A 21,267-nucleotide genomic window follows, 5' to 3' on the forward strand; every position below is an offset into this window, starting at 1 on the left:
TCGGCCTGGTGGCGTATTTTCGCCCGCCGGGCCGGCACTTCGAACGGGGGCTTGCCTGTCCTCATCCCCAATATGACGCAGTGCACTTCGTTCGTTTTCTGTGGTGCGGTCCTTCCCAGGGCCGTACCACAGGCCTTCGGGCAAAGAAAAAGGCCGCCGAACCCTGTGGGATCGACGGCCTTTCCTGTTTGGTCTCGGGACGCTTAGCCCTGGGCTGCCTTGGCAACCTCTGCGGCGAAGTCTTCTTCCTTCTTCTCGATGCCTTCACCCACTTCGAGGCGAACGAACCCGGTGATCTCGACACCGGCTTCCTTGGCGGCCTCGGCCACGGTCAGATCGGGGTTGATGACGAAAGCCTGGTTGAGCAGCGTGATCTCGGCGAGGAACTTCTTCATCCGGCCTTCGATCATCTTCTCGATGACCTGCTCGGGCTTGCCGCTTTCACGGGCGATGTCCATCTGCACGGTGCGCTCCTTGTCGACGATGGCCGGGTCGAGCTCGGCTTCGTTCAGAGCGGCCGGGCGCGGGTCGGCGGCGGCGACGTGCATGGCGACCTGGCGGCCGAACTCGTCGTTCTCGCCGGAAAGCGCGACGAGCACGCCGATCTTGCCCATGCCGGGCGCAGCGGCGTTGTGCACGTAGCTGACCACGGAGGCACCCTCGACGGAGGCCATGCGGCGCAGCGACATGTTTTCGCCGATGGTGGCGATCTTGTCAGTCAGCGTGTCGGCCACGGTCTTGCCGCCCATGTCGGCGCCCTTCAGGGCCTCGATGTCGGAAACGGTGAGGGCAGCCTTGGCGATGCCGGCGACCATGGACTGGAATTCGGCGTTCTTGCCCACGAAGTCGGTTTCGGAGTTCACCTCGACGGCGACGCCCTTGCCGCCCTCGACCTCGACGGCCACGAGGCCCTCGGCGGCGGTGCGGTCGGACTTTTTGGCGGCCTTGGCCAGACCCTTGGTGCGCAGCCAGTCGATGGCGGCTTCCATGTCGCCGTCAACCTCGGTCAGCGCCTTCTTGGCGTCCATCATGCCAGCGCCGGTCTTGTCGCGCAGCTCTTTTACCAGTGCAGCGGTAATTGCCATGTCATGCTCCTTCGGGAGATCTTATTGAAGTCGGTCCGGGCGGTAGTGCACCGCCCGTTTGTCGGTTTGATGACAGTTCGGGCGGGGGGCGCATATGGCCCCCCTGCCCTGATCTGTTTCAGCTCTCGGCTGCGGTCTTTTCCGCGGCGTCTTCGGCCGGGGCCTCGGCGGGCGCTTCGGCTTCTTCGGCGGGCGCTGCAGCAGCGGCGGCCTCGGCTTCGGCGGCAAGGGCCTCTTCCACGGCGGCTTCTTCGAGCGCACCGATGTCGACGCCGGCGGCGCCCATCTGGGCGGTCATGCCGTCGAGCGCGGCGCGGGCCACGAGGTCGCAGTAGAGCGCGATGGCGCGGGCGGCGTCATCGTTGCCGGGGATGATGTAGTCGATGCCATCGGGCGAGCAGTTGGTGTCGACCACGGCCACGACCGGGATGCCGAGCTTCTTGGCTTCGGCGATGGCGAGGTCTTCCTTGTTCACGTCGATGACGAAGAGCAGGTCGGGCAGGCCGCCCATCTCGCGGATGCCGCCGAGCGAAGCCTGAAGCTTCTGCTGCTCGCGCTCCATGCCCAGGCGCTCTTTCTTGGTCAGGCCGGAGAAGCCGATGGCGCTCTCTTCGTCGATGGCCTTGAGGCGCTGGATCGACTGGGAAACGGTTTTCCAGTTGGTCAGCGTGCCACCGAGCCAGCGGTGGTTCATGTAGTACTGCGCGCATTTCTCGGCGGCTTCGGCGATCGGGCGCTGTGCCTGACGTTTGGTGCCGACGAAGAGGATGCGGCCGTTCTTGGCAACGGTCTCGCGCACGACGTTGAGCGCGGCGTCCAGCATGGGGACGGTCTGCGTCAGGTCGAGGATGTGGATGCCGTTGCGGTCACCGTAGATGAACTCGCCCATGCGGGGGTTCCATCGTTGGGTCTGGTGGCCGAAGTGAACGCCAGCTTCAAGCAGCTGACGCATGGAGAATTCAGGGAGCGCCATGTCCAATGTTCCTTTTCCGGTTTGCGCCTCGGCGGGGCTGTGAGGGCATGTGCCCAACCGGCGGACCTGTGCGGGATGTCTCCCCGCAAGGCCCAAACCCCGCCTGTGAAGTGAGCGCGCGTATAGAGAGCTTCGCGGGGGTTGGCAAGCCCCTTGCCTATATGCACGCAGATTGCCACAACGCGGGCATGTCTGCGCCTTCCATCCTCTGCATCGGCTCCGTCCTCTGGGACGTGATCGGCCGCACCCCCGCCTCGATGCGGCTGGGGGCGGATGTGCCGGGGCGGATCAGCCGGATTCCCGGCGGCGTGGCGCTGAATATCGCGATGGCGCTGCGGCGGGCCGGGCTTTCGCCGGTGCTGCTCAGTTCGGTCGGACGCGACGGGCCGGGCGACGAGCTGGTGGCGCGCTGCGAGTTGCTGGGGCTGGACACCGGCATGGTGCATCGCTCCGATGATCTGCCAACCGATACCTACATGGCGATCGAGGGCGCGGGCGGGCTGGTGGCGGCGCTGGCCGATGCCCATTCGCTCGAGGCGGCGGGAGCGCGGATTCTGGCGCCGCTGGGCGACGGGCGGCTGGGGTCGGCGCAGGCCCCCTACCCCGGGCTGATCGCGCTGGATGGCAACCTGACCGAGACATTGCTGGCCGAGATCGCCGCCAGCCCGCTGTTTGCCGCCGCCGACCTGCGGGTTGCGCCGGCCTCGCCGGGCAAGGCGGAGCGGTTGCTGCCGCTGCTCGGCCATGCGGGCACCACGCTTTATCTCAATCGCGAGGAAGCGGGTTTGCTGGCCCAACGGGACTTTGCCGATGCCGAGAGCGCCGCCAAGGCGCTGGTGGCGCGGGGCGCGGGCCGGGTGCTGGTGACGGACGGTGGCGCGGCGACCTGCGATGCCTCGGAGGCGGGCGTGCATGTGGCCAGCCCGCCGCCGGTGATGGTGGAACGCGTCACCGGCGCGGGTGACACCTTCATGGCCGCTCATATCGCCGCCGAGGCCGCCGGTGACGGCCGGGCCGAGGCGCTTGCTCATGCCCAGGCCGTCACGGCCGCCTATGTTTCCGGAGAAACCCGCCTGTGAAGTTGAAGATCACCGAAGAAGTCACTGATGCCATTGCAGAAGGTCGCCCCGTGGTGGCGCTCGAAAGCACCATCATCACCCATGGGATGCCCTACCCGCAGAACGTGGAAACCGCCCGCGCGGTGGAGGATGACATTCGCGCTGGCGGCGCGGTTCCGGCCACGATCGCGGTGCTGGAGGGCGAGGTCTGTGCCGGGCTGACGGAAGAGCAGCTCGAGGCTCTGGGCCAGGCGAAGAACGTGGCCAAGCTCTCTCGGGCCGATATTGCCCATTGCGTCGCGTCCGGCGGCACCGGGGCCACCACCGTGGCCGCCACCATGATCGGCGCTCGGCTGGCGGGGATCGAGGTTTTTGCCACCGGCGGCATCGGCGGGGTGCATCGGGGGGCGGAGCTGAGCTTTGACATTTCGGCGGACCTCCAGGAGCTGGCCAAGACGCCGGTGAGCGTGGTTGCGGCCGGGGCGAAGGCGATCCTGGACCTGAAGAAGACGCTGGAAGTGCTTGAAACCCTTGGCGTTCCGGTCATCACCATGGGTCAGGACCAGTTTCCGGCCTTCTGGTCGCGCCGATCCGGCCTGCCCTCGCCGTTGCGGGCGGACAGCGCGAGGGAAGTGGCCGCTTCTCATGTGGTGCGCGGCCAGATGGGTCTGGATGGCGGGCAGCTCGTGGCCAACCCGATCCCGGTGCAGGCCGAGATTTCCGCCGACGAACTTGCCCCGGTGATCGCAGAGGCGCTGGCGGCGGCGGAGGCGCAGAACATTGCCGCCAAGGCCGTGACGCCGTTTCTGCTCGACCGGATCTTTCATGCCACCGAGGGGCGCTCGCTGACCGCGAATATCGCCCTTGTGCGCAACAACGCCCGGCTGGCTGCTGAAATCGCAGGCGAAATCGCCGGAATTCGTGCGAATTCGCGGGGCTGATCGCCTCACCTCCCTTGTCCCGCCCCTCTCGCGCGCATACTTCTGATGCAACCGCCCAAGGAGTGCCCAATCCCCGATGGCAAAGACGCCACCGCCGCCCGAAAACCCGCTTGACCCGAAACCCTACCGGCGCCCCGGTTGGCTCTCGGGCCTGCGCTCGTCGTTCCTGACCGGCCTCGTCGTCGTCGGGCCCGTTGCCGTGACCATCTGGCTGATCTGGACGGTAGTGGGATGGGTCGATGGCGTGGTGATGCCCTTCGTGCCCGGGGCCTATCACCCCGAAACCCTCATCAACCGCTATTTCAACTGCGACGGCTGCGAGCCGATCCGGGTGAACATTCGCGGTGTCGGGGTGGTGGTGTTCCTGTTCTTCACCATCTTCGTCGGCTGGCTGGCCAAGGGCTTCATGGGCCGCAGCTTTCTGCGGTGGGCCGAGAGCCTCGTCGACCGGATGCCGGTGGTCCGCTCCATCTACAACGGCTTGAAGCAGATCGCCGAGACGGTGTTTGCGCAGACCGAGACCAATTTCGACAAGGCCTGCCTGGTGCAATATCCGCGCCCGGGCATCTGGGCGATTGCCTTCATTTCGACCAAGGCAAAGGGCGAAGTGGCCAAGAAGGTGCCGCCCGACGAGGAGATGCTATCGGTCTTCCTGCCGACCACGCCCAACCCGACCTCGGGCTTCCTGCTCTTCGTGCCGCGCTCGGATGTGATCATTCTGGACATGACGGTGGAAGATGCTGCCAAGCTGGTGATCTCGGCCGGGTTGGTCTACCCCTCCGACAAGATCGCGGCCACCCTGCCCGGCGCGGCCGAGAAGGTGGCAGAGGTGGAAAAGAAGAAGGGCGCGGCCTGACAGGGCACCGCCCGCCACCCATTGCGGCAATATTGCGACATTACCGCCACATCTTGTGGGTGAGCCGATGCAGTTTGTTGCAGGTCGCAGGATTATGCCTAAGTTCGCCTTGAGCAGACAAAAAAAGTGGGAAAATCCCTATGAAACTCATGTACGCAGGCCTCCTTTCCGTTGCCCTCTCCGCCCCGGCCTTTGCCGGTGGCATGAATGAGCCGGTGATGGAGCCGACCGTGACAGCCGATGCCGGCACCTCGCAAGAGCCGCTGGTGAGCCGTGACGCGATTGCCGCCGATACCGCAGCGGCGGGCAGCCACGACATCATCGTACCGATCACGGCGCTGATCCTCTTCGGGATCGCCGTCGCACAATAAACGACCTTGCAGACCGGTCGAGGCCGCGCGGAGTTATCCGTCGCGGCCCTTTCGCGTTGTTTGCCCCTGAGGGGTGCCGCGCCCTAGCTGTCGAAGGTGCGCCCGAGGCCATCGCCATAGATCGCGGCGAGGTCGATGGAGCTGGTCTTGCCGACCTTGCCGGCGTGTTCCCCCAGAAACCGCGCTGCCGCCCGGCGACCGGCCTCTTTCAGCTCGCTCATGACATAGGGGTTGGGCACGGTCTTGGTGGCGACGGACAAGTCGTTCATCAGATCGTCGTCGGAGATCATGTGAACGCGCACGTTCTTCATGGCCCCTTCCGGCACGGTGCCGCTCTCGATCAGCCGATGAACGAAGGCGATGGCGCGCAACTCGCTCATCAGCGAGGCGTTGAAGCTGATTTCGTTGACGCGGTTTGCAATGTCTTGCGGGGTCTGGGGGATTTCCTCGCGCTCCAGCGGGTTGATGTTGATGATGATGATGTCATCGGGCAGGTGCGCCGCGTAGAGCGGGAAGAGCGCCGGGTTGCCGGTGTAGCCGCCATCCCACCAGAACTCCTCGGTCAGCGTGACCGGGTCCTTGGCCTCCACCGCACGGAAGACGGTGGGCAGGCAGGCGGAGGCGAGGATCACCTCGGGGGTGATCTCGTCGCCGCGAAACACCCGGATGCGCCCGGTGCGCACGTTGGTGGCCGAGACGAAGAAGTCCGGGCCGCGTTCATGGCAGACGTGGTTGTAATCGAAGGTTTCGACCACCTTGCGCAGCGGATTGTCGTAAAGCGGGCCGAGGCTGTAGGGCGAGGCGATGCGCGCGGCCGTTTCCTGCATCAGGTAGGCGGGGGAATATTCGAGCATCCGGCTCACCACCTCGGCGGAGGGCGCGAAGGGGGCGAGCCAGTGGGTGAGCGCGTTGTCGGGCAAGGCGCCCATCCGCTCCCAGAGCCAGTCGAGGTTGTCGCGGGCCACCTGATTGCCCTCCTCGACGCTTCCGTCGGCCAGCCCGCGCACAAGCCCGGCCTTCAGCGCCGCGCCGTTCACCGCCCCGGCAGAGGTGCCGGAGATCGCCGCCACCTCGAACTCGCCGGTTTCGAGCAGCCTGTCGAGCACGCCCCAGGTGAAGGCGCCATGGGCCCCTCCCCCTTGAAGCGCGAGGTTGATGGCGACCTTCTTTTTCTTGGCCATGGGCTCAGCTCGCCGTCCAGCCACCATCGGCGGAAATCGTGGTGCCGGTGATCTGCGAGGCGTGATCGGAGCAGAGGAAGACGGCAAGGCCGCCAAGCTGCTCGACGGTGACGAACTCCTTGGAGGGCTGCTTTTCGAGGATGACCTTCTCGACCACCTCGTCTTCCTTCATGTTGTATTCCTTCGCCGTGTCGGGGATCTGCGCCTCGACGAGCGGGGTGAGCACGTAGCCGGGGCAGATGGCGTTGGCGGTGATCGGCTCTTTCGCGGTTTCCAGCCCGACCGTCTTGGTCATGCCGACGATGCCGTGCTTGGCGGAGATATAGGCCGATTTGTAGGGCGATGCGCGCAGGCCATGGGCGGAGGCGATGTTGATGACCCGGCCCCAGCCTGCCTTGCGCATCAGCGGCAGGGCCGCAGCCGTGGTGTGGAAGGCGGAGGAGAGGTTGATGGCGATGATCGCGTCCCATTTCTCCACCGGGAACTCGTCAATCGGGGCGACGTGCTGGATGCCGGCGTTGTTCACGAGGATGTCGCAGGCGCCGGCCTCTTCGATCAGCTTGCGGCACTCCTCGCCCTTGGACATGTCGGCCTTGATGTAGCGCGCCTCGACGCCATGGGCCTTGCCGATCTCTTCGGCCAGCGCGTGGTCTTCCTTGCGGTCGGTGAACGAGTTGAGCACCACGTTGGCGCCAGCGGCGGCCAGCGAACGCGCGACTCCCAGCCCGATCCCCGAGTTGGACCCGGTGATGACGGCGGTTTTGCCAGTGAGAGACATCTCTCTTCTCCTTGTTTGGAATTCTGTCGGTGCGAAGCATAGATGCTGCACCTGCAAAAGAAACGGCCAATGTCGAAAGACGTTCCGGGGCTGCGTCAGTTTGTCGGGTTCAGAGCAGGGCGGCGATGGCCTGGGTGTCGATCAGCGAGTGGACGGTGTGGATGCGTCCCTCGCGGAAGGCGTAGAACACATGCTCGCAGAACTGCACCCGCCGCCCGTTGACGGGCAGCCCGAAGAGATCGCCCACGGGGGTGCAATCGAAGGCGAGCCTTGCGGCGATGTGGCCCGGCTCCGCGACAAGCTGGGCGATGTTGAACCGAAGGTCGGGGATGGCGCGAAAATCGCCCACGAGCATCTCGCGGTAGCCGGTGAGCCCGAGCGGGCGGCCGTTGTGGCACGCGCTTTCGTGAACGTGATTGCCGAGCTTTGCCCAATCCTGACGATTGAGGCAGTCGATGTATTCGTGATAGGCGGCGATACACTCGTTCCGCGTCATCGAACCTCTCCGATTTCGACCCTCCGATATGGCCAAAAAAAAGCGCCCGCACAAGGCGGGCGCAAGTTATTGAGGCAGGTTTCATACAGGCAAGAAACCTATCGAGCAGTGCCCTCTTTATACGCGTTCCAGCGCGTATGTCCAAGGTAAAAGTTTGAAAAGGCTGAACTCCGCCGTTAGGTTTCGGGTCAAAGAAACAAGGGCAGACAGGGATTGTTGCCAATATGGCTTATGATTTTTTCCAAGCAGCATCACGGGTTTGCATGACCCTGGCACTGGTTTCCGTCGGGGGATTCGCCTTTGCCGAGCCAAAACACGGAATCGCCATGTATGGTGAGCCGGCGCTTCCGCCCGATTTCACCTCGCTGCCCTACGTGAACCCGGACGCGCCGAAGGGCGGCGAATATGTGCAAAGCGAGATCGGCAGCTTCGACTCGATGCACCCCTTCATCCTGAAAGGCCGGGCGCCCTACGTGTGGCGGATCTTCGGGTTCGAGACCCTGATGGGCCGCAGCTACGATGAGCCCTTCACGCTCTACGGGCTGCTGGCGGAAACCATCGAGACCGGGCCGAACCGCGAGTGGGTGGAGTTCACCCTGCGGCCGGAAGCGAAGTTCAGCGACGGCTCGCCGGTGACGGTGGACGATGTGATCTGGTCCTACGAGACCCTCGGTACGCTCGGCCACCCGCGTTACCACACCGCCTGGGCCAAGGTTGCCAGCGTCGAGAAGGTTGGGGAGCGCGGGGTGCGCTTTACCTTCAACGAGGCCGACAACGAGCTTGCGCTGCTGATGGGGATGCGCCCGATCCTGAAGAAGGACGATTGGGAGGGCATCACTTTCGACGAGGCCTCGATGCGTGTTCCGGTCGGCTCGGGCCCCTATGTGATCGACACCATCGACCCGGGCCGCTCCGTGACGCTCAAGCTCGACCCCGACTGGTGGGGCAAGGATTTGCCGTTCAACCGCGGGCAGCACAACTTCGAGACTCTGCGCTACGAGTGGTTCGGCGATGGCGACGTGGCCTTCGAGGCGTTCCGTGCCGGGGAACTCAGCTACAATCGCGAGAACAACGTGGCCAAGTGGAACAGCTCCTATGACTTTCCGGCCGTGCAGTCGGGCGATGTGGTCAAGGCGTTGATCCCGCACCAGCGACCCTCGGGCATTACCGGGCTGGTAATGAACACCCGCCTGCCGTTGTTCGAGGACTGGCGCGTGCGCGAGGCGATGATCCTCGCCTTCAACTACGAGTTCATCTCCGACAAGCTCAACGACGGCGGCGATCCGCGGATCTGCTCGTACTTCTGCAACTCCGAGCTGGCGATGGAGCCCGGCCCGGCGAGCGGCAAGGTTGCCGAGCTTCTGGCGCCCTTCGCCGAGGATCTGCCCCCCGGCACCATGGAGGGCTACACGCTGCCCGAGGGGGACGGCTCTGCGCGCAACCGGGCCAACATCCGCGCCGCGCTGGACCTGCTGAACGAGGCCGGCTGGGCGGTGGATGACGCCGGGGTGTTGCGCAACGAGGCGGGGGCGGTCTTCGGCTTCGAGATCCTGTTGCAGAGCGGCGCTCCGCAGCCCGCAAACATCGCCGAGCTCTACGTGGAAGGCCTGAAGCGGCTGGGGATGCAGGTGACGATCGAGGCGATCGACCGGGCGCAATACAAGGAGCGCACCGACGCCTATGATTTCGAGATGACCTGGTACACGCGACCGCTGAGCATGTCGCCGGGCAACGAGCAGATCCTTTACTGGGGGGCGCAGGGCGTGAGCGAGCCGGGCAGCCGCAACTGGATGGGCATGAACTCTCCTGCCGCGGAGGCGATGGTGAAGGCCATGCTGGAGACTGACGACCGCGAGGTGTTTCTGGCTGCCGTGCACGGGCTGGACCGGGTGCTGACGGCGGGGCGCTACGTGATCCCGATCTGGTACAGCCCCGAGGCGCGCCTCGCCTTCAAGAAGGAGATGCATTACAACGCCGACCACCTCCCCGCCTATGGCGACTGGGCCGGGTTCCTGCCTGACGTCTGGTGGTGGGAGGAGGAGTGATCCGCCCTGCCCTGCTGGCGGCGCTGACGCTCACCGTCGGCCTGAACGCAGGGCAAGCGGCTCTTGCCGAAACCCTCGAGATCCCCGGCCCCGAGGGGCCGCTGCAGGGCGAGTTACTATTGCCGGAGGCCGCGCAGAGCGGGGTTGTGATCGTGCCCGGCTCCGGGCCGATCGACCGGGACGGGCGGTTTTCCACCGGGCGCGGGGCGCAGACCTACCGGCTGCTGGCCGAGGCACTGGCGGCGGAAGGCGTTGCGAGCCTGCGCATCGACAAGCGCGGGCTTTTCGGCAGCAAGACGGCCATCGCCGATCCCGAGGCGGTGACGGTGGAGGCCTATGCCGAGGATGCCGCGGGCTGGGCCCGGGTGCTGGCCGGGAGGCTCGGGCGCGAATGTGTCTGGCTGGCGGGGCATTCCGAGGGCGGGCTGGTGTCGCTCGCGGCGGCGTCGGGCGGGGCCGAGGGTATTTGCGGGCTGGTGCTGCTGGCCGCGCCGGGGCGGCGGCTTTCGGTGATCCTGCGCGAGCAGCTTGCCCGCCAGCCTCAGGCCAAGCCCTACGAGGCGGAGATGGAGCGCATCCTGTCGACACTGGAGCGTGGAGAGCGGGTGGATGTGGACAGTCTGAGCCTGGTTCTGCGCCAGCCGTGGCGCGACAGTATCCAGGCCTTTCTGATCAACCTCTTTGCAAAAGATCCGGTGCTCCTGGCCCGCGACTACGCCGGCCCCGTTCTGGTGATCCAGGGCGAGCGGGACGTGCAGATCACGACGGTGGACGCCACGGCGCTCTCGGGTGCCGCGCCGGGCGCGGAGCTGCGCATGTTTCCGCAGATGACCCACATGCTGAAGGACGATGTCGCCGGTGAGCCCTATGCCACCTACGAAGACCCGTCGCTTCCGATCACCGCCGGGCTGGCCGAAACCATCGCCGAGTTTATCCGCTGAGGGGCGCAGCGCGGATGCACTGCGTCCGTTAACTGCGCGTTAAGCAAGCGTTCTTAGGCTCTGGCCTCATCAACCACCACGCGAATTGATGGGAATCGGTAAATGGGCTACGCTTTGGACGATCTGGGAGGATATTCGATGGCTTGGAAACAGCTCTTCGAGAACTGGGCGGAGGCCTTGCCGAAGATCATAACGCTCTATCCCCACGTCGATGCGGTTGCTCTGCAGCGCTTTCGTGGAAACCGCTCGCTCTTTGTTGCCTACCTCGCCGCGACCCACGATCTGACCCTGCGGGAGGCGGATGAAGGCGTGGAAGACATGTTGCGACGCTTCGGCGGGCGCAGGATCGCCGCGGCGGAGGCAGCCTGAGCACGGCATAGGCCCTTCACACAGCTTCAGGACAGGGATGTGACCCACAGGATGGTTGCATCCTCATCGCTCACCGACACAACGTTGTGCCCCATGGTGGCATCGTAATAGGCGCTGTCACCGCGGCGTAGGTCCACCGGCGCATAGAACTCGGTGTAGAGCGTGACAACGCCGGTCAGCACGTAGAGAAACTCTTCGCCGTCATGGCGCACCCAGCCATCAAACTCTTCCATCTGCCGGGCACGGATGCGGGCGCGGTAGGGCAGCATCTTCTTCTGGGTCAGCGCGGAGCCGAGCAGATCGTGCTCGTAGGTAGGGGTGAGCTGATGATCGCCCTCGCCGGACCGGGTCACGGCCATCCGCCCGTTCACCCGCTCGTCGCTGGGGGGCGTGAAAAGCTGGGGCAGCGAGATCTTCAGCCCTTCGGCGAGCTTTTTCACCGCATCGTAGGTGGGGGACATCTGGCCGTTCTCGATCTTGGAGAGCGTCGAGCGGGCCAGCCCGGCCTGACGGGCGGCCTGTTCCAGCGTCCAGCCCTGCGCGGTGCGCAGGCTGCGCACCCGCTCGCCCAGATCGAGCGGTTCCGCCTCGGCCTGCTGGCCGCTTTCCCGCGCAATGCGGATCAGGCTCTTTGGATCATTCCCCATGGAGCGCAGGTTCTAGGGCGCAGGGGCGGCTCTTGCAAGCGGCACAAGGCGGGGCTAGCAAGCAGGCCATGTCAGCCCCCTGCCCCAGCCCCTTCAACATGGCCGCCTACGTGCTTTCGGCGGCGAAGGAGACACCGGGCAAGACCGCACTCGTGATTGCCGGCGCCTCAAAGGCGCAGCGCTGGCGCTATGGCGAGCTGGAAGCGCGGGTTGCCGCGATTGCCGCCGCCTTCACGGCGCGCGGCCTCGTGCCGGGGGACCGGGTGCTCTTGCGGTTGGGGAACACGGTGGAGTTTCCGCTGGCCTATCTCGGGGCGATCTGGGCCGGCATGGTGCCGGTTCCGACCTCGGCCGCGCTGACCGGCCCCGAGATAACGGCAATTGCCGCCGAACTGTCACCGGCGCTGGTGATAGCGGGCGATGGCGTGACCCTGCCCGAGCACCCTGCCCCGGTCATGCCGCAGGTGGAGCTTCATGGCGCCGAAGGCCACCAGCCACCGCAGATGGGCGACCCCGAGCGGCTGGCCTATATCATCTACACCTCCGGCACCTCCGGCCGCCCCCGTGGCGTGATGCACGCCCATCGTGCTGTCTGGGCGCGGCGGATGATGTGGGAGGGTTGGTATGACCTTCAACCAAGCGACCGGCTGCTGCATGCCGGGGCCTTCAACTGGACCTACACGCTCGGCACTGGGCTGATGGACCCTTGGGCGCGCGGCGCGACCGCGGTGATCCTGGCTTCCGGCACCCGGCCAGAGCAGTTGCCGCTTTTGATGGCACGTCACGACGCCACGATTTTTGCTGCGGCGCCGGGGGTTTACCGGCAGATGCTCAGGCAGCATGGCGCGATTTCCGCCCCCAGGCTGCGCCATGGCCTCTCGGCCGGTGAGAAGCTGCCCGATGCGCTGGCCCAAGCATGGAAGGCAGCGACCGGCTGCGAGGTCTACGAGGCGCTCGGGATGTCGGAATGCTCCACCTATGTTTCCGGCTGCCCGGCCCGCCCCGCTCCGCCGGGCGCGACTGGCTACCCGCAACCCGGTCGCCGCCTTCGCGTGGGGGCCGACGGGCAGCTTGGCATCCACCGCAGCGATCCCGGCCTGATGCTGGGCTATCTTGACGCGCCGGATGAAACCGCGAGCCGCTACGAGGGCCACTGGTTCATGACCGGCGATACGGTGGCCGAAGCCGAGGACGGCGCGATCACCTACCTGGGCCGCAATGACGATATGATGAACGCGGGCGGCTACAGGGTCTCTCCGCTGGAGGTGGAAGCTGCCATGACGGCCCACCCAGAGCTGACGGCCACAGCGGCAGTGGAGGTGGAGGTGAAGCCGGGCACGACGGTTGTAAGGTGCTTTTACGTCGCGCCGCAAGCACTTGACACTGAAGACCTTTCAGCCTTCGCGGCCAGCCGATTGGCGCGCTATAAATGCCCCCGCATCTTTACCCCGATCGCGCAGCTTCCGACCAATGCCAATGGCAAGCTCAACCGCAAGCTCTTGCGTGATCTGCCCCTGGACCCTGCATGAACGCACCTTTCCTGCGGCCATAAGACACTTCCCCCTCCCTCATCTGCGTGACACATCTACCCCATGATCCAACTCGACATTTTCTCCGACCCGATCTGCCCCTGGTGCTTCATCGGCAAGACCCTCCTCGACAGGGCGCTTGGCGAGGCCGGGGAGCATCCGTTCACCATCGAGTACCACCCGTTTCAGCTGAACCCGGACATGCCCAAGGGCGGGATGGACCGGCGGGCCTATCTGGAAGGCAAATTCGGCGGCAAGAAGCAGGCGGCAGAGATCTATGGCCGGATCGCGGAGGCCGCCGAAGAGGCCGGTTTGATGCTGAACTTCGCCGCCATCGAGCGCACGCCGAACACGCTTGATGCCCACCGGCTGATCCATTGGGCCGGGTTGGAGCAGCGGCAAGTTCCTGTCGTTTCAATGCTTTTCGATGCCTACTTCATGCAGGGCCGCGACATTGAAGACCACGAGGTGCTGGCCGATATCGCGGATTCTGCGGGCTGTGATGCCGCGGTGATCCAGCGGCTCCTGAGCGGTGACGCGGATGCCGACAACATTCGTGCCCGCGATGCCCATGCCCGCGAGCGCGGTATCACCGGAGTGCCGACCCACATCATTGCCAATCAGCACGTGGTGCCGGGCTGTCAGCCGCCCGATCTCTGGTTGAAGCTGATCGACGAGATCAACAGCCAGATCGGACGACCTCAATGACGAACCAGACGGCCGCACCGGCGGCCCGAAAGTTGAGCCAGACCGAGTTTCTGGCCCTGATGGCGATGCTTTTTGCCACCATCGCCTTTTCGACCGATGCGATGCTGCCCGCCCTGCCCGAGATCGCCGACGAGCTTTCGCCCGACAACCCGAACCGGGTGCAGCTCATCGTGACCAGCTTCATGCTGGGCATGGGGCTCGGCACGCTCATCACAGGGCCGATCTCCGACAGTTTCGGTCGCAAGAACACGGTGCTGCTTTTCGCGGTGCTCTACATTGGCGGCGCGCTCCTGGCCTGGATGGCCCCCTCGCTCGAAATGGTTCTTGCGGCGCGTGTCATTCAGGGCCTCGGTGCGGCCGGCCCCCGGATCGTGGGCCTGGCCATTGTGCGAGACCTCTATTCGGGCCGCGAGATGGCACGGCTCACCTCCTTCATCTTCCTCGTGTTTTCGCTGTTTCCGGCCTTCGCGCCGCTGATCGGACAGGAGATCATCGCGCTCGGCGGATGGCGCTCGATCTTCCTCGCCTTCGTGGTCTTCATCAGCGCCTCGACCCTCTGGCTGGCCATACGCCAGCCCGAGACCCTGCCCCGCGAACGCCGCGTGCCCTTCCGGGTCGGCACGATAGCGGCCGGCGTGAAAACCGTGCTTTCCAACCGCACGGTGCGCTACACGGTGGCGGTGCAGGTCTTCATTTTTGCCCAACTCATCACCATCATCTCGACCACCCAGCCGATCTTCGAGACGGTCTTCGACAAAGCCGACAGCTTTGCCGTGTGGTTCGCCCTGATCGCGCTCTGTGCGGGCACCTCCTCGCTCGTCAACGCGCGTTTCGTGATGCGGGTCGGGATGCGTGGCATGGTGCTGCGCACGCTGATCGTTGTCAGCGCCTTTTCGGCGTTGGTGGTGGTGCTGACCCTCTTCGTGCCCATGGGCGACACCGCGCATTTTGCGCTCTACGTGGTCTGGGTGATCTCGATCTTCTACCAGATGGGCCTAACGATGGGGAACCTCAACGCGCTGGCGCTGGAGCCGATGGGGCGGCTGGCGGGTACGGCCTCATCGGTTATCGGAGCGCTCTCCACGGCGACATCGGTTGTGGTGGCTGTGCCGATCGGGCTGATGCTTCATGGCAGTGTGACGCCGATCATCATCGGCTGTCTGATCTGCGGGCTCATCTCGCTAGCCCTGATGCTCATGATGGGTGAACGGAAGCCGGAAGATGACGCCGAAACAGCGGCTTAACCGGCTTTCTTGATCTTCTCGGCAAGGTCGCGGGCGATCGCGAAGGCGCCTTTGATCTTGTCGGAGTTCTTCGCCCAGTCGCGGCGCACCACCAGCTTGTTGTCGCGGATCTTCGCCATGCCGTTCTGGGCCTGGATGAACTCGACCAGACCGGCGGGGTTGGCGAACCTGTCATTGTGAAACTGCACCGTGCCGCCCTTGGGCCCGCCATCGAGCTTGGCGATCCCGGCGCGCTTGCACATCGCCTTGATCCGCACGATCAGCATGAGGGTGTTCACCTCTTTGGGCAGCGGGCCGAAACGGTCGATCAGCTCGGCGGCGAAGCCCTCCAGCTCGACCTTGGTGGCGAGCGACGAGAGGCGCCGGTAGAGCCCGAGGCGCACATCAAGATCAGGCACGTAAGGTTCTGGAATCAGGACAGGAACGCCGAGGTTGATCTGGGGCGCCCATTGCCCGTCGTCGTCCAGCAGCCCCTCGGCCTCGCCCGATTTGATCTTGGCAATCGCGTCCTCGAGCATGGATTGGTACAGTTCGTAACCCACCTCTTTCACATGGCCCGACTGCTCCTCGCCCACGAGGTTGCCGGCACCGCGAATGTCGAGATCCTGCGACGCCAGCGTGAAGCCCGCGCCGAGGCTGTCGAGCGAGCCGAGCACACGCAGGCGCTTCTCGGCCGTGGTGGTGAGCGGGATGCGCGGGCGCGTGGTGAGATATGCGTAGGCGCGGGTCTTCGCGCGGCCCACCCGGCCCCGGATCTGGTAGAGCTGGGCGAGGCCGAACATGTCGGCGCGGTGCACGATCATGGTGTTGGCGGTCGGGATGTCGAGCCCGCTTTCAACGATGGTTGTGGCCAGCAGGATGCCGTATTTGCCATCGTAGAAGGCGTTCATCTTGTCATCCAGCTCGCCCGCCGCCATCTGGCCATGGGCGACCACATAGCTGACCTCGGGCACCTGCTCCTTGAGGAAGGTCTCGATCTCGGGCAGGTCGGAGAGGCGCGGCACCACATAAAAGCTCTGTCCGCCGCGATAATGTTCGCGCAGCAGGGCTTCGCGCACCGTGACCGGGTCGAACTCCGAAACATAGGTGCGGATGGCCAGGCGATCCACCGGCGGGGTGCCGATTATCGAGAGATCCCGGACACCTGTGAGCGAAAGTTGAAGTGTGCGCGGGATCGGCGTGGCGGTGAGCGTCAGCACGTGGATATCCGAGCGCATCTCCTTCAGGCGCTCCTTGTGGCCGACGCCAAAGTGCTGCTCTTCGTCGATGATCAGCAGGCCGAGATCCTTGAAGCGGATGGTCTTGGCCAGCACGGCATGGGTGCCGATGACGATATCCACGGTGCCATCGGCCAGCCCCTTGCGGGTGTCGCTGGCCTGCGCGGGGGGCACGAAGCGCGACAGCTGGCGCACCTTCAGCGGGAAGCCCCGGAAGCGCTCGGCAAAGCCCTTGGCGTGCTGGCGGGCGAGCAGCGTGGTGGGGGCGATCACGGCGACCTGCTTGCCCTGCATGGCGGCCACGAAAGCGGCCCGCATGGCCACTTCGGTCTTGCCGAAACCGACATCGCCGCAGATCAGCCTGTCCATCGGGCGGCCGGCTTCGAGGTCTTCAAGCACCTCTGCAATGGCCTTAAGCTGGTCGTCGGTCTCGGTATAGGGGAAGCGGGCCGAGAACTCTTCCCAGGCGTGGGGCACCGGCTCGAGCACGGGGGCCTTGCGCAGCAGGCGCTCGGCGGCGGTGCGCATGAGCTTGTCGGCGGCGATGCGGATGCGTTCCTTGAGGCGGGCCTTCTTGGCCTGCCATGCGCCGCCGCCCAGCTTGTCGAGCAGGCCCTCCTCGTGGCCGTAGCGCGAGAGCAGCTCGATGTTTTCGACCGGCAGGTAGAGGCGGGCGGCATCGGCATATTCGAGGTGGATCATCTCGTGATCGGCCCCGATGGCGTTGACCACCTCCAGCCCCATGTAGCGCCCCACGCCATGATCGACGTGCACCACCAGATCGCGGGGGCTCAGGCTTTGGGCTTCGGTCAGGAAGTTGTCGGCCCGACGTTTGCGCTTGGGCGCGCGGATCAGCCGGTCGCCCAGCACGTCCTGCTCGGAGATCACGGTGAGGCCGGGTTCGGTGAAGCCGTGTTCGAGCGGCAAGATCGCAAGGTAGACGCCGCCCTTGCCCTCCGGCACATCGCGCCAGTCGGTGATCGGGGTTGCGCCCTCCAGCCCCTCGTCGGACATCAGCCCCGAGAGCCGCTCGCGCGCGCCTTCGGAATAGGAGGCGACTACCACTTGGCCCAACCGGCGCTGCGCTTCAACATGGTCCTTCAAGGCCCCGAAAAGGCTGACGGTTTCCTGCTGACGCTCGGGCGAGAAGTTGCGCCCGATCCGCCCGCCTGCATCCAGCACACCGGGCCCGGACCCCTGCGGGAGTGGCGAAAGCTGGATCACCCGGCGCCCCTGCATCGCCCTGTTCCAGGCGCTTTCGTCGAGGTAGAGCGCCCCGGGGGCCGCCGCCTTGTAGCTTCCGCCCACCCGCGCCTTCGAGGATGCCGCCTCGCGCCGATTGTCATAGCTGTCGACGATGCTTTCCCACCGGGCCAGCTGGGCCGGGGTGAACTGGTCGTCCAGCACGACTGCGGAATCGGGAAGGTAATCGAACAGGGTGTCGAGGTGGTCATGGAAGAGCGGCAGCCAATGCTCGAAGCCGGCGTGCTTGCGACCCGCCGAGACCGCTTCGTAGAGCGGATCATCCGAGCCGGCGGCGCCGAACTCTATCCGGTAGTTCTGCCGGAACCGGGTGATCGAGGCCTCGTCGAGCACAACCTCGGAGGCGGGCGAAAGCTCGATCCGGGTGAGCTTTTCGGTGGTGCGCTGGGTGGCCGGGTCGAACCGGCGGGCGCCGTCGAGCACATCGCCGAACAGGTCCAGCCGCACCGGCCCGCCGTCGCCGGGCGGGTAGATGTCGATGATACCGCCGCGGATGGCAAAGTCGCCCGGCTCCAGCACCGTGGGCGCCTGGCTGAAGCCCATGCGCACCAGAAAGCCGCGCAGCGCTTCCTCGTCCACCCGCTCGCCCACTGTGGCCACGAAGCTCGATTGCGCCACCAGATCGCGCGCGGGCACCCGCTGGGTGGCCGCATTCAACGTGGTCAGCAGCACGAACTTGCCCGACATGCCGCCCGCCAGCGCCGAGAGCGTGGCCATGCGGCGGGCCGAGATGTCGGCATTGGGCGAGACCCGGTCGTAGGGCAGGCAGTCCCAGCCGGGAAATTCGATCACCGGCACGTTGGGCGCGAAGAAGGCCAGGGCCGCCCGCATCTCGGCCAGGCGCTTGTCGTCGCGGGCGCAATGCACCACCGGCGCACCACGTTCCAGCTCGCGGGCGATCAATAGCGCGTCGAATCCCTCGGGCGCGCCGCCCAGTGTTATGCGCGTCGTGTCAGCCATCAGAAGGCTGACCTACCCCGCTGTGGGCCGGTGTCAACTGCTCTTCATCTTGGGTCAAATATCTCCGGGGGGTGTGGGGGGCTGGCCCCCCACGGTGCTCCGCCTGCCTCAGATCGCCCCGATCGAGAGGTTCTGGAACATGCCCCACATCGCGGTGACGAAGATCGACAGCATCCCGATGACCTGGGTGATGAAGCGCTGGCGGTGCATCCGGTCGTAGAGACCGTCACCGTCGGCGGCGCGGATGCCCCGGGCGCAGCGCACCCCGAGCCCGAGGACAAGGCTCATCGGCGCGGCCAGCAGGAACACCGCCTGGCTGAATTCGGAGCCATACCAGAAGCCGATGATCGCCAGCGACGACAGAGTGAAGAAGATGATGCCGATCAGCCAGAGCCCGGCCTGGTCCGCGATGTAGAGGATGCGGTTGACGTTGACGCGCACCATGTCGTGCAGGTCGGCCTCGGCATCGCCGCCGTTGCGCTTGGCGCGTTGCACCAGGTCCCAAGGAACGCCGAGCACGAAGTGCGAGGAGGTCGACCACATCACCGCGAGGGCAATCCAGTACCACAGGTTCGAGAAGGATCGCATGTCGATCAGCTCGAAGACGGTCTCGTACCAGTCCAGCACCTGTGTCTGCCCCTCCGGCCGCTATCGGCCTGTTGTCGAAGTTGGCGCAATCTAGCCACCTCTGCCGGGAATGGAAGCCTTGTCGCGGCGCAAAATCCATGGCACGGCCCTTTGTGTGGCTGAAATACGAGGCAAACCCATGCGTCCCACTGTCGCCCCCTTCCCTGCCGCCCGTTTGCGGCGCACGCGCACCACCCCTGCGTTGCGTGGTCTGGTGCGCGAAAACGCGGTGACGGCGGATGATCTGATCTGGCCGGTGTTCTTGCGCGACGGCGAGGGCGAGCGCACGGCGGTGCCCTCGATGCCGGGCGTCGAGCGGCTGACGGTGGACCTCGTGGCCGAGGCCGCGCAGGAGGCCGCCGAGCTCGGCATTCCGGCGATCTGCCTCTTTCCCTACACTGGCCCCGAGGCGCGCACCGAGGATTGCGCCATGGCCTGGGATCCGGAGAACCTCACCAACCGGGCGATCCGTGCCATCAAGGCGGCCGCCCCCGAGATCGCGGTGATGACCGACATCGCGCTCGACCCCTACAACATCAACGGCCACGACGGGTTTGTCGTGGACGGCGAGATCGTGAATGACGAGACAGTCGAGGCGCTGGTGAAGATGGCGCTGGCCCAGGCGGATGCCGGAGCCGACATTCTCGGCCCATCCGACATGATGGATGGCCGCATCGGCGCGATCCGGACCGCCCTTGAAGCCGCAGGCCACACCAAGGTTTCGATCCTGAGCTACGCTGCAAAGTATGCCTCCGCCTTCTACGGCCCGTTCCGCGATGCCGTCGGCGCTTCCGCCGCGCTCACCGGAGACAAGAACACCTACCAGATGGACCCGGCCAATTCCGACGAGGCTTTGCGGCTGGTGCAACGCGATCTGGCCGAGGGGGCCGATATGGTGATGGTCAAGCCCGGCCTGCCCTATCTCGACATCATCCGGCGCGTCCGCGACAGCTTTGGCGCGCCCACCTTCGCCTATCAGGTGAGCGGCGAATACGCGATGATCGAGGCCGCCGCGCAGAACGGCTGGATCGACGGCGAGAAGGTGATGGTAGAGAGCCTGATGGCGTTCAAACGCGCCGGTTGCATGGGCGTGCTCACCTATTACGCCCCCCGTATGGCGCGCCGGTTGAAGGCAGGCTGACGGCGCGCCAGCGCCTGTCCCTGCCCCATGCACGGCCGAGCCGCTTTCAGGCGGCCAAAAACCGCCCATTTCGCCTCAACTTGTGGTGACAAGCCAGCTCAAGGCCCCTATAGATAGTTAAAACCGGCGTAAAACAGCCGGATCGAGGCTTAAGGACAGGCGGATATCATGAGCAACCACCCCAATCGGACTCCCTTCAACCGACGTGTGTTTCTGGCCGGGCTCGGCGCGACCACCGCGCTTTCGGCTTGCGGCAACGGCGTGGGCACCAACAACGGTGCCAAGATCGACGCGCGGGTGGACAGCACGCGAAATTACCTTTTCTCGCGCTACCCCGGCACCGCCGATCTTGAGCAGAAATCTTCCGGCGTGCTCTACATGCCGCTCGTCACCAAGGCGGGGTTCGGGGTGGGCGGCAGCTACGGCCGAGGCGCTCTGCGGATCAACAATGCGACCGTCGACTACTACGCCGCGCTTCAGGCCAACATCGGCTTTCAGATCGGCGCGCAGCAATACGCCCACGCCCTGTTTTTCATGACCCCGGCCGCGCTGCGCGATTTCCGCACTTCCACCGGATGGTCGGTGGGCGCGGATGCCGAATACGCGCTGAACGACAACGCCGGCAACCTCTCTGCCGAGACCCTCACCGCGCTGGCGCCGGTCATCGCCGTGGTTTTCGGACAGGCCGGGCTGATCCTCGGGGCGACGCTGGAAGGCACCAAGTACAACCGCATCCTGCCCTGATCGCGGGCCGGAATTCCCATTTTCAGAGGGCGCTCTTCGGGGCGCCCTTTTTTGTCATGACAGTTCCGCGCGCGCGGGCGTACCCTGTGGGCG

The 21,267-nt window shown here is 65.5% G+C and carries 20 protein-coding genes; 12 read left to right on the top strand and 8 right to left on the bottom strand.

All coding sequences use genetic code 11. From position 1 onward, the window contains the following. Positions 1–203 precede the first annotated feature (203 nt). Together tsf and rpsB are read right to left on the bottom strand one after the other, a co-directional pair. Positions 204–1,085: a translation elongation factor Ts gene (gene tsf, locus GTH22_RS05260; protein WP_252943715.1), complete on the bottom strand. Its 882-nt coding sequence runs from the start codon at positions 1,083–1,085 to the stop codon at positions 204–206. Between the two features lie 118 nt (positions 1,086–1,203). Continuing rightward, a complete protein-coding gene (rpsB, locus tag GTH22_RS05265) occupies positions 1,204–2,058 on the bottom strand; it encodes a 30S ribosomal protein S2 (RefSeq protein WP_252943716.1) in 855 nt (284 codons plus the stop codon). Positions 2,059–2,246: 188 nt separating this feature from the next. Here rpsB and GTH22_RS05270 point away from each other — a divergent pair, with 188 nt between their 5' ends. The 4 genes from GTH22_RS05270 (at position 2,247) to GTH22_RS05285 (ending at position 5,284) form a co-directional block, all read left to right on the top strand. After that, complete coding sequence (locus GTH22_RS05270) at positions 2,247–3,137, top strand: PfkB family carbohydrate kinase (protein WP_252943717.1); 891 nt, start codon at positions 2,247–2,249, stop codon at positions 3,135–3,137. 2 nt (positions 3,138–3,139) lie between these two features. Next, on the top strand, positions 3,140–4,057 hold the full coding sequence (locus GTH22_RS05275) for a pseudouridine-5'-phosphate glycosidase (RefSeq protein ID WP_252947579.1): 918 nt from the start codon (positions 3,140–3,142) through the stop codon (positions 4,055–4,057). A 76-nt stretch (positions 4,058–4,133) separates the two neighbouring features. Continuing rightward, the gene (locus GTH22_RS05280; protein WP_252943718.1) at positions 4,134–4,913 is read left to right on the top strand and encodes a DUF502 domain-containing protein; all 780 of its coding nucleotides are present in this window, start codon (positions 4,134–4,136) and stop codon (positions 4,911–4,913) included. A 140-nt stretch (positions 4,914–5,053) separates the two neighbouring features. Beyond that, the gene (locus GTH22_RS05285) at positions 5,054–5,284 is read left to right on the top strand and encodes a hypothetical protein (protein WP_252943719.1); all 231 of its coding nucleotides are present in this window, start codon (positions 5,054–5,056) and stop codon (positions 5,282–5,284) included. Positions 5,285–5,367: 83 nt separating this feature from the next. Here the strand turns inward: GTH22_RS05285 and GTH22_RS05290 are convergent, their stop codons facing one another. From GTH22_RS05290 to GTH22_RS05300, 3 genes are all read right to left on the bottom strand, one after another. Beyond that, complete coding sequence (locus tag GTH22_RS05290) at positions 5,368–6,465, bottom strand: patatin-like phospholipase family protein (RefSeq protein ID WP_252943720.1); 1,098 nt, start codon at positions 6,463–6,465, stop codon at positions 5,368–5,370. 4 nt (positions 6,466–6,469) lie between these two features. Continuing rightward, complete coding sequence (locus tag GTH22_RS05295) at positions 6,470–7,243, bottom strand: 3-hydroxybutyrate dehydrogenase (RefSeq protein WP_252943721.1); 774 nt, start codon at positions 7,241–7,243, stop codon at positions 6,470–6,472. Positions 7,244–7,352: 109 nt separating this feature from the next. Then, on the bottom strand, positions 7,353–7,739 hold the full coding sequence (locus tag GTH22_RS05300; RefSeq protein WP_252943722.1) for an ester cyclase: 387 nt from the start codon (positions 7,737–7,739) through the stop codon (positions 7,353–7,355). A gap of 263 nt (positions 7,740–8,002) precedes the next feature. Here GTH22_RS05300 and GTH22_RS05305 point away from each other — a divergent pair, with 263 nt between their 5' ends. The 3 genes from GTH22_RS05305 (at position 8,003) to GTH22_RS05315 (ending at position 11,094) form a co-directional block, all read left to right on the top strand. Beyond that, the gene (locus GTH22_RS05305; RefSeq protein WP_252943723.1) at positions 8,003–9,784 is read left to right on the top strand and encodes an extracellular solute-binding protein; all 1,782 of its coding nucleotides are present in this window, start codon (positions 8,003–8,005) and stop codon (positions 9,782–9,784) included. Continuing rightward, positions 9,781–10,725 (top strand): alpha/beta fold hydrolase, encoded by a 945-nt coding sequence (locus GTH22_RS05310; protein ID WP_252943724.1) that lies wholly within the window; start codon positions 9,781–9,783, stop codon positions 10,723–10,725. The genes GTH22_RS05305 and GTH22_RS05310 overlap by 4 nt, the downstream gene beginning before the upstream one ends. A gap of 102 nt (positions 10,726–10,827) precedes the next feature. Continuing rightward, positions 10,828–11,094 (top strand): hypothetical protein, encoded by a 267-nt coding sequence (locus GTH22_RS05315; RefSeq protein WP_252943725.1) that lies wholly within the window; start codon positions 10,828–10,830, stop codon positions 11,092–11,094. Between the two features lie 26 nt (positions 11,095–11,120). Here GTH22_RS05315 and GTH22_RS05320 read toward each other — a convergent pair whose 3' ends face one another. Beyond that, entirely contained in the window at positions 11,121–11,741 is a 621-nt protein-coding gene (locus tag GTH22_RS05320) for a helix-turn-helix domain-containing protein (RefSeq protein WP_252943726.1), read from the bottom strand. A 68-nt stretch (positions 11,742–11,809) separates the two neighbouring features. Here GTH22_RS05320 and GTH22_RS05325 point away from each other — a divergent pair, with 68 nt between their 5' ends. From GTH22_RS05325 to GTH22_RS05335, 3 genes are all read left to right on the top strand, one after another. After that, positions 11,810–13,270 (top strand): class I adenylate-forming enzyme family protein, encoded by a 1,461-nt coding sequence (locus GTH22_RS05325; RefSeq protein ID WP_252943727.1) that lies wholly within the window; start codon positions 11,810–11,812, stop codon positions 13,268–13,270. A 63-nt stretch (positions 13,271–13,333) separates the two neighbouring features. Next, positions 13,334–13,978 carry a DsbA family oxidoreductase gene (locus GTH22_RS05330; protein ID WP_252943729.1) on the top strand — a complete coding sequence of 215 codons (645 nt, stop codon included), beginning with the start codon at positions 13,334–13,336 and terminating at the stop codon, positions 13,976–13,978. Next, complete coding sequence (locus GTH22_RS05335; protein WP_252943730.1) at positions 13,975–15,222, top strand: multidrug effflux MFS transporter; 1,248 nt, start codon at positions 13,975–13,977, stop codon at positions 15,220–15,222. Before GTH22_RS05330 ends, GTH22_RS05335 begins: the two co-directional genes overlap by 4 nt. Here GTH22_RS05335 and mfd read toward each other — a convergent pair. Both mfd and GTH22_RS05345 read right to left on the bottom strand, forming a co-directional pair. Beyond that, the gene (mfd, locus tag GTH22_RS05340; protein ID WP_252943731.1) at positions 15,219–18,662 is read right to left on the bottom strand and encodes a transcription-repair coupling factor; all 3,444 of its coding nucleotides are present in this window, start codon (positions 18,660–18,662) and stop codon (positions 15,219–15,221) included. The genes GTH22_RS05335 and mfd overlap by 4 nt on opposite strands. 108 nt (positions 18,663–18,770) lie before the next feature. Then, a complete protein-coding gene (locus tag GTH22_RS05345) occupies positions 18,771–19,286 on the bottom strand; it encodes a component of SufBCD complex (protein WP_252947580.1) in 516 nt (171 codons plus the stop codon). A 142-nt stretch (positions 19,287–19,428) separates the two neighbouring features. On the opposite strand from GTH22_RS05345, the gene hemB reads away from it, so the two are divergent. Next, positions 19,429–20,430 carry a porphobilinogen synthase gene (gene hemB / locus GTH22_RS05350; RefSeq protein ID WP_252943732.1) on the top strand — a complete coding sequence of 334 codons (1,002 nt, stop codon included), beginning with the start codon at positions 19,429–19,431 and terminating at the stop codon, positions 20,428–20,430. A gap of 168 nt (positions 20,431–20,598) precedes the next feature. Then, positions 20,599–21,174, top strand: coding sequence for a YSC84-related protein (locus tag GTH22_RS05355; RefSeq protein WP_252943733.1), 576 nt, complete (start codon positions 20,599–20,601; stop codon positions 21,172–21,174). Positions 21,175–21,267 lie beyond the last annotated feature (93 nt).

This window comes from Oceanicola sp. 502str15 (assembly GCF_024105635.1).
Classification (GTDB): Bacteria; Pseudomonadota; Alphaproteobacteria; order Rhodobacterales; family Rhodobacteraceae; genus Vannielia.

What these genes read in the sequence shown, in the direction of transcription:
- tsf (WP_252943715.1), bottom strand. Translation starts at nt 1,085, where the DNA reads ATGGCAATTACCGCTGCACTGGTAAAAGAGCTGCGCGACAAGACCGGC.
- rpsB (WP_252943716.1), bottom strand. Translation starts at nt 2,058, where the DNA reads ATGGCGCTCCCTGAATTCTCCATGCGTCAGCTGCTTGAAGCTGGCGTT.
- GTH22_RS05270 (WP_252943717.1), top strand. Translation starts at nt 2,247, where the DNA reads ATGTCTGCGCCTTCCATCCTCTGCATCGGCTCCGTCCTCTGGGACGTG.
- GTH22_RS05280 (WP_252943718.1), top strand. Translation starts at nt 4,134, where the DNA reads ATGGCAAAGACGCCACCGCCGCCCGAAAACCCGCTTGACCCGAAACCC.
- GTH22_RS05285 (WP_252943719.1), top strand. Translation starts at nt 5,054, where the DNA reads ATGAAACTCATGTACGCAGGCCTCCTTTCCGTTGCCCTCTCCGCCCCG.
- GTH22_RS05290 (WP_252943720.1), bottom strand. Translation starts at nt 6,465, where the DNA reads ATGGCCAAGAAAAAGAAGGTCGCCATCAACCTCGCGCTTCAAGGGGGA.
- GTH22_RS05295 (WP_252943721.1), bottom strand. Translation starts at nt 7,243, where the DNA reads ATGTCTCTCACTGGCAAAACCGCCGTCATCACCGGGTCCAACTCGGGG.
- GTH22_RS05300 (WP_252943722.1), bottom strand. Translation starts at nt 7,739, where the DNA reads ATGACGCGGAACGAGTGTATCGCCGCCTATCACGAATACATCGACTGC.
- GTH22_RS05305 (WP_252943723.1), top strand. Translation starts at nt 8,003, where the DNA reads ATGACCCTGGCACTGGTTTCCGTCGGGGGATTCGCCTTTGCCGAGCCA.
- GTH22_RS05315 (WP_252943725.1), top strand. Translation starts at nt 10,828, where the DNA reads ATGGGCTACGCTTTGGACGATCTGGGAGGATATTCGATGGCTTGGAAA.
- GTH22_RS05320 (WP_252943726.1), bottom strand. Translation starts at nt 11,741, where the DNA reads ATGGGGAATGATCCAAAGAGCCTGATCCGCATTGCGCGGGAAAGCGGC.
- GTH22_RS05325 (WP_252943727.1), top strand. Translation starts at nt 11,810, where the DNA reads ATGTCAGCCCCCTGCCCCAGCCCCTTCAACATGGCCGCCTACGTGCTT.
- GTH22_RS05330 (WP_252943729.1), top strand. Translation starts at nt 13,334, where the DNA reads ATGATCCAACTCGACATTTTCTCCGACCCGATCTGCCCCTGGTGCTTC.
- GTH22_RS05335 (WP_252943730.1), top strand. Translation starts at nt 13,975, where the DNA reads ATGACGAACCAGACGGCCGCACCGGCGGCCCGAAAGTTGAGCCAGACC.
- mfd (WP_252943731.1), bottom strand. Translation starts at nt 18,662, where the DNA reads ATGGCTGACACGACGCGCATAACACTGGGCGGCGCGCCCGAGGGATTC.
- hemB (WP_252943732.1), top strand. Translation starts at nt 19,429, where the DNA reads ATGCGTCCCACTGTCGCCCCCTTCCCTGCCGCCCGTTTGCGGCGCACG.
- GTH22_RS05355 (WP_252943733.1), top strand. Translation starts at nt 20,599, where the DNA reads ATGAGCAACCACCCCAATCGGACTCCCTTCAACCGACGTGTGTTTCTG.